Here is a 12,430-nt window from a genome sequence, read left to right on the forward strand (position 1 = left end):
ATGGGCGGCTGCTTTTAACCGTTGAACACGTCATCCACGCTTTTCAGCGGGTAGTTCTTCGGATACGGCAGGGTGGCCACGCCGGTCTCGATCGCAGCCTTGGCCACGGCGTCGGAGATCAGGGTGATCAGGCGCTTGTCCATTGGTTTCGGAATGATGTACTCACGGCCGAATTCCAGCGGAGCACCGCCGTAGGCATCGCACACGTCCTGTGGAACAGGCAGTTTGGCCAGTTCGCGCAGGGCGTTGGCGGCGGCGACTTTCATTTCTTCGTTGATGCGCTTGGCGCGAACGTCCAGGGCACCACGGAAGATGAACGGGAAGCCCAGCACGTTGTTGACCTGGTTCGGGTAGTCCGAACGGCCGGTGGCCATGATCACGTCGCTACGGGTGGCGTGCGCCAGTTCCGGGGAGATTTCCGGATCCGGGTTGGAGCAGGCGAAGACGATCGGGTTGGCCGCCATCGACAACAGGCCTTCGGCGCTCAGCAGGTTCGGACCGGACAGACCGACGAATACGTCAGCGCCGGCCAGTGCGTCTGCCAGGGTGCGCTTCTCGGTGGCGTGGGCGAATACGGCTTTGTACTGGTTCAGGTCGTCACGGCCGGAGTGAATTACGCCGGTACGGTCAACCATGAAGATGTTTTCGATGCGAGCGCCCATGCTTACCAGCAGTTTCATGCAGGAGATGGCGGCAGCACCGGCGCCGAGGCAGACAATCTTCGCTTCCGGCAGGGTTTTGCCAGCGATCTCCAGGGCGTTGATCATACCGGCAGCGGTCACGATCGCGGTGCCGTGCTGGTCATCGTGGAACACCGGAATATCGCACTGCTCGATCAGAGCGCGTTCGATCTCAAAGCACTCAGGCGCCTTGATGTCTTCCAGGTTGATGCCACCGAAGGTGATGGAGATGCGCTTGACGGTGTCGATGAAGGCTTGCGGGCTTTCGGAGTCGACTTCGATGTCGAATACGTCGATGCCGGCGAAACGCTTGAACAGCACGCCTTTGCCTTCCATTACAGGCTTGGAAGCCAACGGGCCGAGGTTGCCCAGGCCGAGAATCGCGGTGCCGTCGGAAATGACTGCCACCAGGTTGCCCTTGCCGGTGTATTTGTAGGCCAGTTCAGGATCGCGAGCGATCTCGCGCACTGGTTCAGCTACGCCGGGGCTGTAGGCCAGCGACAGGTCGCGGGCGGTAGCAGTGGCCTTGGTGAGCTCGACACTCAGCTTCCCCGGACGAGGATTGGCGTGGTATTCGAGAGCGGCAGTTTTCAGATCAGACATTTTGGCATTCCGCTTTTTTACTGTTGGACAGACTGGTCAGCGAGGATACGCGCCTCGCAAAGTCCCCACAAGACTGGGCAGTCACCGCTGTCAAGCGCCCTGCCCTACGACTTTGGGCCAAGAGCCACGGCGCACAAGGGCTGGACTGTTCACAATCAGCCGTAAAAATGTCTACAATTTTTCTTCAGCGCGGTACGTGCAGCATCGAAGGATCGGTCAACGGCAGCAACCAGCGCGCCTGACCTTTTTGCAGACCACCGCGCCGGGATCGGTCAACCACCCAGCCACGCGCCTCGATCTGCATGCCTTTCAATGCTTGCAAACCAGCACTGTCAAATTGTCCGAGCAGATTGGGTGCAACCCGCAATACAAGCGTGTCCTGCAACTCGATCCAGATTCCGCCGCGATTGCGCTGCACCTTGCTCACCCGACCGCTGACTATGGCGAAGCCCGAACGCTGGATCTGCTGCGCTTTCTGGACCGGCGATTGCCGCCAGAGACCAAGCCCGGCCTGTCGCGCGCTGCGTTCGGCGGCCTGCTGGCAGGCGACCAGATCGATGTTCGGCGCCACCGCGACCTGAAAACCCAGGCCAGCGGCAAGCATCTGCGCTTCGAGATTGGCACCGCTGACACTGTAAACATGCGCCAGCGTACGCCCGTAATGGTCTTTCGCCTGCTTGCCGGGCCGCAGACCGACCCGGCCGCCGCTGTCATCCACCAGCGCTTGCAGGCGTTTGCGCGCTGCCACGGCGAAGGGCTCGTCGCTGCGGCCCTGCTTGCCCAGCTCCGGCGTATTGAGGCCGATCATGCGCACGCTGCGGCCATCGCTCAGGCGCAGGGTGTCGCCATCGACCACTCGCTGCACGGAAACGCTGGTCAGCCCTCCGGGTGCCGGGCAGAACGCCTGGGCGGCGGACAGCCAAATCGCAGACACAAAAAAGGCGCCCGCAAGGGACGCCTTTTTCATCAGTCTGGAGCAGTCGAAGCGACCTTCCAAAATGATCAGCCTCAGGCTTTTTTGCCGACGCCGAAAGTAGCGAAACGGTCTGCGAACTTCTGCACGCGGCCGCCGGTGTCCAGAGTCTTCTGCTTACCGGTGTAGAACGGGTGGCATTCGTTGCAAACGTCGATCGCCAGGGCTTTGCCGTAGGTCGAACGAGTTTCGAACTTGTTACCGCAGCTGCAGGTAACAGCGATTTCCGGGTAGTTCGGATGGATTTCGGCTTTCATGGTGTCTTCCTCAGGCTAGCGTGCCGCCACCCAACACTATTGTTGAATACCGCACGTAATTAGGCCGCGGATTCTACCAGACCTTTTCAATCGCGCAAGCTGTCACCGAGACCGACCGTCTGCTAGGCTCCCGGCCTTGAACGCACTTCCCTGTGGGAGCGAGCCTGCTCGCGAAGACGCCAGGTCAGTCGACACATGTGTTGCCTGACCCACCGCCTTCGCGAGCAGGCTCGCTTCCACAGGTCATGCATATCCGATCATTTTGCGTATCGAGATCCCCCCGCGTGCCCGACGCCATTCTGCGCCTTGCCCTGCCTTCGCCTTTGCGCCGCCTGTTCGATTACCGGGCGCCGGCCGGGGTGCGGCGCGAGCAATTGCAGCCGGGCATGCGCCTGCGGGTGCCGTTCGGTCGGCGCGAGATGATCGGCATTCTGGTCGAGGTCACCGACACCAGCGAAGTGCCGGCAGAAAAACTCAAGCCGGCGCTGGCCCTCCTCGACACGACTTCGCCACTGCCGCCAGCGCTGTTCAAGCTGTGTCTGTGGACCGCGCAGTATTACCAGCACAGCCTCGGCGACACCTTGAACTGGGCCTTGCCGGTGCTGCTGCGTCAGGGCGAGCTGGCCGAGGTCCGGCAGGAACGCTTCTGGTCGATTGCTCCGGGCGCCAGCGTTGACGACCCGCGAGTGGCCCGCGCGCCACGCCAGCGCGAGGCGCTGACCACGCTGGCCCAGCACCCCCACGGCGTCGCCCATCAGTTGTTGAGCAAACTGATGCTGAGCAAGGACAGCCTCGATCTGCTGCTGGCCAAGGGGCTGGTGCAGGTCGAAATCCGCCGCCACGCCCCCGGCGTTCGCCATGAACATTGGCTGGCGCAACCGGAGCTGCCGCTCAACAGCGAACAGCGCGCGGCGTATGAAGCGATTCGCGCCGGCTTCGACAGTTACCACGCGTTTCTCCTGGCCGGCGTCACCGGCAGCGGCAAGACCGAAGTCTATCTGCAGCTGATACGCGAGACCCTCGAAGCCGGCAAGCAAGCCTTGGTGCTGATTCCGGAGATCAACCTCGGCCCGCAAACCCTGGCGCGTTTCGAACAGCGCTTCAACGCGCGCATCGCCCTGCTGCACTCGGCGGTAAATGATCGCGAACGCCTGGAAGCCTGGCTCGCCGCCCGTGATGGCGAGGCCGACATTATTATCGGCACCCGTTCGGCCCTGTTCACGCCGATGAAAAATCCCGGGCTGATCATCATCGATGAAGAACACGACGGCTCCTATAAACAGCAGGAAGGTCTGCGCTACCACGCTCGCGATCTGGCGCTGGTGCGCGCGCGGCAGGAAAACATCCCGATCGTGCTCGGCTCCGCCACGCCGTCGCTGGAAAGTCTGCACAACGCTTACACGGGGCGCTACGGCCTGTTGCGCCTGAACGAGCGCGCCGGCGGCGCCAAGCAACCGCGCTTCCTGCGTCTGGACGTCAAAAGCCGTCCGCTCGACAGCGGTATTTCCGGGCCGATGCAGCAAGCCATCGGCCAGACCCTCGCCAACGGTCAGCAGGTGCTGGTGTTCCTCAACCGGCGCGGCTTTGCCCCGACCCTGCTCTGCCACGATTGCGGCTGGATGTCCGAGTGCTCGCGCTGCGATGCGCGCATGACCGTGCACCAGCGTTACGGCGAGTTGCGCTGTCACCACTGCGGCAACGTTGAGCGCACGCCACGCCAGTGCCCGAAATGCAGCAAGGTCGATCTGCGCCCGGTCGGCGCCGGTACCGAACGCGCCGAAGAACGTCTGGCGATTCTGTTCCCGGATTACCCGGTACTGCGCGTCGATCGCGACAGCACCTCGCGCAAGGACGCGATGAATCAGCTGTTCGCGACAATCCAGAAAGGTCAGCCGTGCATTCTGGTCGGCACGCAGATGTTGGCCAAAGGGCACCACTTCCCCCGGGTGACGCTGGTGTCGATTCTGGATGCCGACGGCGGCCTGTTCTCCGGCGACTTCCGCGCCAGCGAGCGCATGGCGCAGTTGATCGTGCAGGTCGCCGGGCGCGCCGGGCGGGCTGAGGAGCCGGGCAAGGTGATCATCCAGACGCACCTCGCCGACCATCCTTTATTGGTGCAACTGACCGAGCAGGGTTATTTCGCCTTCGCCGAACAAGCCTTGAGCGAACGCCGCGCGGCCGGGTTGCCGCCGTTTGCCCATCTGGCGCTGTTGCGTGCCGAGGCGCACAAGCCGGGGCAGGCGGAAGGTTTTCTCGATGAAGCGTGCAGCGCGGCCGAACGCCTGCTGGCCGAATTGAATCTGAGCGGCATCGAGCTGCTCGGGCCGGTGCCGGCACCGATGGAGCGCCGCGCCGGGCGTTATCGCGCGCAACTGTTGTTGCAGGCGACCGCGCGGGCGCCGTTGCACCGGCTGCTGGCCAGCTCGATGCTGGTGCTGGAGCAGATGCCGAGCGGGCGGGCGGTGCGCTGGTCGCTGGATGTTGATCCGGTGGATCTGTATTGAGCTGAAGATCGCTTTCGCGAGCAGGCTCGCTCCCACAGTGGATCAGCGCCGTACATACCTTGTGTGTCCTGCGCAAAAACCTTGTGGGAGCGAGCCTGCTCGCGAAAGCGGACTTTTTGTCACCACATATCCACATCCTGCCTGCTAAGGTTGGCAAGCCCGTCTTCGCAACGGATAATGCCCAGTTTTTCCACCCGCGCATCGATGCGCCCGCCGCGCTTGCGGTCGAAAGAGAAGACCATGAAAGACACCATTCGCCAGCTGATCCAGCAAGCCCTCACCCAACTCGTCAACGAAGGTGTGTTGCCTGAAGGCCTGACGCCGGCGATTCAGGTGGAGAACGCCCGCGACAAGACCCACGGCGACTTCGCCAGCAACATCGCCATGATGCTGGCCAAGCCTGCCGGCATGAAGCCGCGCGATCTGGCGGAGAAAATCATCGCCGCCCTGCCCGCTGACGAGAACGTCACCAAGGCCGAAATCGCCGGCCCGGGCTTCATCAATTTCTTCCAGAACACCCAAACCCTGGCCTCGCGCCTCGACGCCGCGCTGGCCGACGCCCGTGTCGGCGTGCGCAAGGCCGGCCCGGCGCAGCGCACCGTGGTCGATCTGTCGGCGCCGAACCTGGCCAAAGAGATGCACGTCGGCCACTTGCGCTCGACGATCATCGGCGACGGCGTGGCCCGCGTGCTTGAGTTCCTCGGCGACGAAGTGATCCGCCAGAATCACGTCGGCGACTGGGGCACTCAGTTCGGCATGCTGATGGCTTATCTGCAGGAAAACCCGATCACCAGCGACGAATTGTCCGATCTGGAAAACTTCTACCGTGCGGCCAAGCAGCGTTTCGACGAGTCCGAAGAATTCGCCGACCGCGCCCGTGGCCTGGTGGTCAAGTTGCAGGCTGGCGACGCTGAATGCCTGGCGCTGTGGACCAAGTTCAAGGACATCTCGCTGTCGCACTGCCAGAAGATCTACGAACTGCTCAACGTCAAACTGACCATGGCCGACGTCATGGGCGAAAGTGCCTATAACGATGACCTGATCAATGTGGTCAACGATCTCAAGGCTGCCGGCATGCTGGTCGAGAGCAACGGCGCCCAGTGCGTGTTCCTCGACGAGTTCAAGAACGCCGATGGCGATCCGCTGCCGGTGATCATCGTCAAGGCCGATGGCGGTTACCTGTACGCCACCACTGACCTGGCGGCCGTGCGCTACCGCAGCGGCAAGCTCAAGGCTGATCGCGCGTTGTATTTCGTCGACCAGCGCCAGGCCCTGCACTTTCAGCAGGTCTTCGCGGTGGCGCGCAAGGCCGGTTTCGTCACCCATCCGATGGAAATGGAACACATGGGTTTCGGTACCATGAACGGCGCCGATGGCCGTCCGTTCAAGACCCGTGATGGCGGCACCGTGAAGCTGATCGACCTGCTCACCGAAGCCCAGGAACGTGCCTACAACCTGGTGAAAGAGAAGAACCCGACCCTGGCCGAAGACGAGTTGCGCAACATCGCCAAGGTCGTCGGCATCGGCGCGGTGAAATACGCCGACCTGTCCAAGCATCGCACCAGCGACTACAGCTTCAACTTCGACCTGATGCTCAACTTCGAAGGCAACACCGCGCCGTATCTGCTGTACGCCTACACCCGCGTGGCCGGTGTGTTCCGCAAACTGGGCAAGGACTTCAGCGAAGTCGACGGCCAGATCGTCCTCGAAGCGGCGCACGAGCAAGAGCTGGCGGCGAAGCTGGCGCAGTTTGGCGAAGTGCTGAACAACGTGGCTGAAAAAGGCACGCCGCACATTCTCTGCACCTACCTGTACGACGTCGCCGGCCTGTTCTCCAGCTTCTACGAGAACTGCCCGATCCTCGCCGCCGACACCCCGGTGCAGATGCAGAGTCGTCTGCGTCTGGCCGCACTGACCGGTCGCACCCTCAAGCAAGGCCTGGAGCTGTTGGGTCTGGAAACTCTGGAGCGTATGTAAGTTGGCTGCCAAGAAAAAACCTGCACCCAAACGCGGCGCCAGCCGCTATCAGGCCCCGGCGAAACAACCGATTCCGGGCTGGCTGTGGATGGCCATCGGCCTGACCGTCGGCGCGTTCATCGTGTTTCTGATGAAACTGGAACCGGGCAAGGGCAGCGACACGGTCAAGCGCGAGAAAGTCGAACAGCAGCAGAAAGCGTCGAAGATCGCCGAGGCCAACAAGACTCCACCGAGCCCGACGCAACCGGTGAAGCCGAAGTACGACTTCTACACCCTGCTGCCGGAATCGGAAGTGATCGTGCCGCCGGACGCGGTGCCGGAGAAGACCCTGCCAACGCCGCAAGTGCCGGCCATCCCGACCACGCCGGTAACCCCGGCCGAAGCGGCGAAGATCGACACCGCACGGGCTCAAGCGGCTCTTGCCGGGATCACGCCGCCGCCAGCGCCACCCGTGAGCAAGGCCGCGCCAGTGACCAAGTTCTTCCTCCAGGCCGGTTCGTTCCGCAAGGAAACCGATGCTGACAAGGTGCGTGCGCAGATCATTCTGCTCGGCCAAGCCGTCGCGGTGGAGTCCGGCACGGTCAAGGATGAAACCTGGTACCGCGTCTTGGTCGGCCCGTTCAGCAACCGTGAACAACTGACCACGGCGCAGAAACAACTGGCGGGCGCCGGCTTCAGCAACCTGTTGTTACAACAACGCCAGAGCCGCTAAGGCTCCCAGAGGTCAGCTGCAACTTGCAGGTGACCTTCAAACTTTGTGGCGAGGGGATTTATCCCCGTTTGGCTGCGGAGCAGCCCTGAAACCAGCCATTGCAGTGCCGCAGGCATACCGCAAATGATGGTTTCGCGACTGCTTCGCAGCCGAACGGGGATAAATCCCCTCGCCACAGTCATCACACACACCATTCGTCTCCCATCGCCCCTACCGGTTGAAATCCCCTCCAGCACCCCCATATGAATGGGCATAAGGCATTTTCGCCCCGCTGCGTGGAGACTCTTCCCTTGACCACCATCGTTTCAGTCCGCCGCCACGGCAAAGTCGTCATGGGCGGCGACGGCCAGGTTTCTCTCGGCAACACCGTGATGAAAGGCAACGCCAAAAAGGTTCGTCGCCTGTACCACGGCCAGGTCATCGCCGGTTTCGCCGGTGCCACCGCCGACGCCTTCACCCTGTTCGAACGTTTCGAAGGCCAGCTCGAGAAACATCAGGGTCACCTGATCCGCGCCGCCGTCGAACTCGCCAAAGAATGGCGCACCGACCGCTCCCTGAGCCGCCTCGAAGCGATGCTCGCGGTTGCCAACAAGGATGCCTCGCTGATCATCACCGGCAACGGTGACGTGGTCGAACCCGAAGATGGCCTGATCGCCATGGGTTCCGGCGGCGCCTACGCGCAAGCCGCCGCCAGCGCCCTGCTGAAAAAGACCGACCTGTCGGCGCGCGAGATCGTCGAAACCGCTCTCGGCATCGCTGGCGACATCTGCGTATTCACCAACCACACCCAGACCATTGAGGAGCAGGATCTCGCTGAATAAGCCTGTTGCGGCCCATGTGCCACGGCTTGTTTCTGCTTGAGGACCGTCAATTACTATGTCCATGACTCCCCGCGAAATCGTCCACGAACTCAACCGCCATATCATCGGCCAGGACGATGCCAAGCGCGCCGTCGCGATTGCCCTGCGCAACCGCTGGCGCCGCATGCAGCTGCCTGAAGAGCTGCGCGTTGAGGTGACCCCGAAGAACATCCTGATGATCGGCCCGACCGGTGTCGGTAAAACCGAGATCGCCCGTCGCCTGGCGAAACTGGCCAATGCGCCGTTCATCAAGGTCGAAGCGACCAAATTCACCGAAGTCGGTTATGTCGGCCGTGACGTCGAGTCGATCATCCGTGATCTGGCCGATGCCGCGATCAAGATGCTCCGCGAGCAGGAAATGACCCGCGTACGCCACCGCGCCGAAGACGCCGCCGAGGATCGCATCCTCGACGCGTTGCTGCCGCCGGCACGCATGGGCTTCAGCAACGAAGAAGCGCCGAGCTCCGATTCCAACACCCGTCAGCTGTTCCGCAAGCGCCTGCGCGAAGGCCAGTTGGACGACAAGGAAATCGAGATCGAAGTCGCCGAAGTCTCCGGCATCGAAATCGCCACGCCGCCAGGCATGGAAGAGATGACCAACCAGCTGCAATCGCTGTTTGCCAACATGGGCAAGGGCAAGAAGAAGTCGCGCAAGCTCAAGGTCAAGGAAGCGCTGAAACTGGTGCGCGATGAAGAAGCCGGGCGCCTGGTCAACGAAGAAGAGCTGAAGGCCAAGGCGCTGGAAGCGGTCGAGCAGCACGGTATCGTCTTCATCGACGAGATCGACAAGGTCGCCAAGCGCGGCAATGTCGGCGGCGCCGATGTCTCCCGCGAAGGCGTACAGCGCGACCTGCTGCCGCTGATCGAGGGCTGCACCGTTAACACCAAACTGGGCATGGTCAAGACTGATCACATCCTGTTCATCGCCTCCGGTGCGTTCCACCTGAGCAAGCCAAGCGATCTGGTGCCGGAGCTGCAAGGCCGTCTGCCGATCCGCGTCGAGCTCAAGGCGCTGAGCCCGGAAGACTTCGAACGCATCCTCAGCGAACCGCACGCCTCGCTCACCGAGCAATACTGCGCGCTGCTGAAGACCGAAGGCCTGAACATCCAGTTCCAGCCCGAGGGCATCAAGCGTCTGGCGGAGATCGCCTGGCAGGTCAACGAGAAAACCGAGAACATCGGTGCCCGTCGCCTGCACACCCTGCTCGAGCGCCTGCTCGAAGAGGTGTCGTTCAGTGCCGGCGACCTGGCCAGCGCCCACGATGACAAGGCGATTCTGATCGACGCCGACTACGTCAACAGCCACCTCGGCGAATTGGCGCAGAACGAAGATCTGTCCCGTTATATCCTGTAAGCCATACTTACAGCGGTAGCGGACCCTGTGGGAGCGAGCCTGCTCGCGAAGAGGTCGTGTCAGGCGGTATCAATGCCGTCTGACCCACCGCTTTCGCGAGCAGGCTCGCTCCCACATTTGAATCAGGGCCGCCCACACATCGGACGCCAGCCCATGAATCGAATCCCCACCGACATCAAACTGCACAAAGCCTCGAAAACCCTGACGCTCACTTACGCGTCCGGCGAGGAATACACTCTGCCCGCCGAGTTTCTGCGCGTGCACTCTCCCTCCGCCGAGGTCCAGGGCCACGGCAAACCGATCCTGCAATTCGGCAAGCTCAACGTGGGTCTGAGCAAGCTGGAACCGGCTGGCAACTATGCACTGAAACTGACCTTCGACGACGGTCACGACAGCGGCCTGTTCACTTGGGAATACCTCTACGAACTCGGCAAGCGCCAGAACGAACTCTGGGACGATTATCTTGCCGAGCTGCGCGCTGCCGGAAAATCCCGCGATCCGAACGAGTCGTTCGTCAAGCTGATGCTCTAGGCCGTGGCTCTTGCTCTTTAGAGGGCATTTTCTAACTTCATCTGTTTGAATGCTCCGCGCATACGGCCCCGGATCGGCCGCTTGCGAAAAAAATTAAACTCGGGTAACCAATGGAGCTGGCAAGTTCCCTGCAGTGCTCTACGACTGTAAAGCAGCTATGCAGAATCAACGGTCACCCGAGCAGTAGTACCCGGCATTGGCTGTGGAAGCGACAGCGTGAAACCGGGTACTCGTCTCAGGACAATGGAGCGTCGTAGATGAGTGACAAGAATAACGATGACCTGAAGTACCAAGCCTCGGAAAACACTCTGGGGCTTAACCCCGTCGTCGGGCTGCGCGGAAAGGATCTGCTGGCCTCTGCTCGAATGGTGCTGAAACAGGCCATCAGACAACCGATTCACAGCGTCAGGCACGTGACCCATTTCGGCCTCGAGCTGAAGAACGTGCTGCTGGGAAAATCCGCGCTGCAACCGGCCGGTGATGACCGCCGCTTTGCCGACCCGGCGTGGAGCCAGAACCCGCTATACAAACGTTATCTGCAAACCTACCTGGCCTGGCGCAAGGAACTGCATGCCTGGATTGATGACAGCAGCCTGTCCCCCAAAGACATCGCTCGCGGCCATTTCGTCATCAACCTGATGACCGAAGCCATGGCGCCGACCAATACGGCGGCCAATCCGGCGGCGGTCAAACGCTTCTTCGAAACCGGCGGCAAGAGCCTGCTCGATGGCCTCTCGCATCTGGCCAAGGATCTGGTGCACAACGGCGGCATGCCAAGCCAGGTCAACATGGGCGCGTTCGAGGTCGGCAAGAGCCTCGGCGTCACCGAAGGTGCTGTGGTGTTCCGCAATGATGTGCTGGAGCTGATCCAGTACCGGCCGATCACCGAGCAGGTCCACGAGCGCCCGCTGCTGGTAGTGCCGCCGCAGATCAACAAGTTCTACGTTTTCGACTTGAGCCCGGACAAGAGCCTGGCGCGCTTCTGCCTGCGCAACAATGTGCCGACCTTCATCATCAGCTGGCGCAACCCGACCAAGGCCCAGCGCGAGTGGGGCCTGTCGACGTATATCGAAGCGCTGAAGGAAGCGGTCGACGTGGTCACCGCGATCACCGGCAGCAAAGACGTCAACATGCTCGGCGCCTGTTCCGGCGGCATCACCTGCACCGCCCTGCTCGGCCACTACGCCGCGCTCGGCGAGAACAAGGTCAACGCCCTCACCCTGCTGGTCAGCGTGCTCGACACCACCCTGGACAGCGACGTCGCCCTGTTCGTCGACGAGCAGACCCTGGAGACCGCCAAGCGCCACTCCTACCAGGCCGGCGTGCTCGAAGGCAAAGACATGGCCAAGGTCTTCGCCTGGATGCGCCCCAACGATCTGATCTGGAACTACTGGGTCAACAACTACCTGCTCGGCAACGAGCCGCCGGTGTTCGACATCCTGTTCTGGAACAACGACACCACTCGCCTGCCCGCTGCGTTCCACGGCGACCTGATCGAGATGTTCAAAAACAATCCACTGATCCGCCCCAATGCACTGGAAGTGTGCGGCACGCCGATCGACCTCAAGCAGGTCACCGCCGACATCTTCTCGCTGGCCGGCACCAACGACCACATCACGCCGTGGAAGTCCTGCTACAAGTCGGCGCAGCTGTTCGGCGGCAAAGTCGAATTCGTGCTGTCGAGCAGCGGCCATATCCAGAGCATCCTCAACCCGCCGGGCAATCCGAAGTCGCGCTACATGACCGGCGAAGAGATGGCGCCGACCGCCGATGACTGGCAGGAAAACTCGACCAAACATACCGATTCCTGGTGGCTGTACTGGCAGGCATGGCTGGCCGAACGCTCGGGCAACCTGAAAAAGGCCCCGACGAAACTGGGCAACAAAGCGTACCCGGCAGGCGAGGCTTCGCCGGGCACTTACGTACATGAGAGATAGCGGCAAGTTTCAAGCTGCGAGCGACAAGCTGAGCGGGTTCTG

General features: G+C 61.9%; 11 protein-coding genes. 7 read left to right on the forward strand and 4 right to left on the reverse strand.

Annotated features, from left to right (window positions below; all coding sequences use genetic code 11):
* Window positions 1–14 precede the first annotated feature (14 nt).
* The 3 genes from KVG85_RS18370 to rpmE all read right to left on the reverse strand — a co-directional run bounded on the left by KVG85_RS18370 (window position 15) and on the right by rpmE (window position 2,513).
* Window positions 15–1,283, reverse strand: coding sequence for a malic enzyme-like NAD(P)-binding protein (locus KVG85_RS18370; protein WP_016772053.1), 1,269 nt, complete (start codon window positions 1,281–1,283; stop codon window positions 15–17).
* Between the two features lie 184 nt (window positions 1,284–1,467).
* On the reverse strand, window positions 1,468–2,250 hold the full coding sequence (locus KVG85_RS18375) for a thermonuclease family protein (protein ID WP_217864585.1): 783 nt from the start codon (window positions 2,248–2,250) through the stop codon (window positions 1,468–1,470).
* A gap of 41 nt (window positions 2,251–2,291) precedes the next feature.
* On the reverse strand, window positions 2,292–2,513 hold the full coding sequence (rpmE, locus tag KVG85_RS18380) for a 50S ribosomal protein L31 (protein WP_016772055.1): 222 nt from the start codon (window positions 2,511–2,513) through the stop codon (window positions 2,292–2,294).
* A 284-nt stretch (window positions 2,514–2,797) separates the two neighbouring features.
* On the opposite strand from rpmE, the gene KVG85_RS18385 reads away from it, so the two are divergent.
* Entirely contained in the window at window positions 2,798–5,017 is a 2,220-nt protein-coding gene (locus KVG85_RS18385) for a primosomal protein N' (RefSeq protein WP_217864586.1), read from the forward strand.
* Window positions 5,018–5,136: 119 nt separating this feature from the next.
* Here the strand turns inward: KVG85_RS18385 and KVG85_RS26085 are convergent, their stop codons facing one another.
* A complete protein-coding gene (locus KVG85_RS26085; protein ID WP_016772057.1) occupies window positions 5,137–5,259 on the reverse strand; it encodes a hypothetical protein in 123 nt (40 codons plus the stop codon).
* On the opposite strand from KVG85_RS26085, the gene argS reads away from it, so the two are divergent.
* The 6 genes from argS (at window position 5,258) to phaC (ending at window position 12,388) form a co-directional block, all read left to right on the forward strand.
* Window positions 5,258–6,994: an arginine--tRNA ligase gene (argS, locus tag KVG85_RS18390; protein ID WP_217864587.1), complete on the forward strand. Its 1,737-nt coding sequence runs from the start codon at window positions 5,258–5,260 to the stop codon at window positions 6,992–6,994. The genes KVG85_RS26085 and argS overlap by 2 nt on opposite strands.
* Window position 6,995: 1 nt before the next feature.
* On the forward strand, window positions 6,996–7,706 hold the full coding sequence (locus tag KVG85_RS18395) for an SPOR domain-containing protein (RefSeq protein WP_016772059.1): 711 nt from the start codon (window positions 6,996–6,998) through the stop codon (window positions 7,704–7,706).
* A 290-nt stretch (window positions 7,707–7,996) separates the two neighbouring features.
* Window positions 7,997–8,527, forward strand: a complete 531-nt coding sequence (gene hslV / locus KVG85_RS18400) for an ATP-dependent protease subunit HslV (protein ID WP_007968352.1) — start codon at window positions 7,997–7,999, stop codon at window positions 8,525–8,527.
* Window positions 8,528–8,582: 55 nt separating this feature from the next.
* Complete coding sequence (gene hslU / locus KVG85_RS18405; protein ID WP_016772060.1) at window positions 8,583–9,920, forward strand: ATP-dependent protease ATPase subunit HslU; 1,338 nt, start codon at window positions 8,583–8,585, stop codon at window positions 9,918–9,920.
* A 153-nt stretch (window positions 9,921–10,073) separates the two neighbouring features.
* Complete coding sequence (locus KVG85_RS18410) at window positions 10,074–10,451, forward strand: gamma-butyrobetaine hydroxylase family protein (protein WP_217864588.1); 378 nt, start codon at window positions 10,074–10,076, stop codon at window positions 10,449–10,451.
* A gap of 257 nt (window positions 10,452–10,708) precedes the next feature.
* Complete coding sequence (gene phaC / locus KVG85_RS18415; RefSeq protein WP_071174139.1) at window positions 10,709–12,388, forward strand: class II poly(R)-hydroxyalkanoic acid synthase; 1,680 nt, start codon at window positions 10,709–10,711, stop codon at window positions 12,386–12,388.
* The last annotated feature ends 42 nt before the right edge of the window (window positions 12,389–12,430 follow it).

This window comes from Pseudomonas triticicola, assembly GCF_019145375.1.
Classification (GTDB): Bacteria; Pseudomonadota; Gammaproteobacteria; order Pseudomonadales; family Pseudomonadaceae; genus Aquipseudomonas; species Aquipseudomonas triticicola.

Coding starts and splice junctions, on each gene's coding strand:
- KVG85_RS18375 (WP_217864585.1), bottom strand. CDS start 2,250: ATGAAAAAGGCGTCCCTTGCGGGCGCCTTTTTTGTGTCTGCGATTTGG.
- KVG85_RS18370 (WP_016772053.1), bottom strand. CDS start 1,283: ATGTCTGATCTGAAAACTGCCGCTCTCGAATACCACGCCAATCCTCGT.
- phaC (WP_071174139.1), top strand. CDS start 10,709: ATGAGTGACAAGAATAACGATGACCTGAAGTACCAAGCCTCGGAAAAC.
- KVG85_RS26085 (WP_016772057.1), bottom strand. CDS start 5,259: ATGGTCTTCTCTTTCGACCGCAAGCGCGGCGGGCGCATCGATGCGCGG.
- hslU (WP_016772060.1), top strand. CDS start 8,583: ATGTCCATGACTCCCCGCGAAATCGTCCACGAACTCAACCGCCATATC.
- KVG85_RS18410 (WP_217864588.1), top strand. CDS start 10,074: ATGAATCGAATCCCCACCGACATCAAACTGCACAAAGCCTCGAAAACC.
- rpmE (WP_016772055.1), bottom strand. CDS start 2,513: ATGAAAGCCGAAATCCATCCGAACTACCCGGAAATCGCTGTTACCTGC.
- argS (WP_217864587.1), top strand. CDS start 5,258: ATGAAAGACACCATTCGCCAGCTGATCCAGCAAGCCCTCACCCAACTC.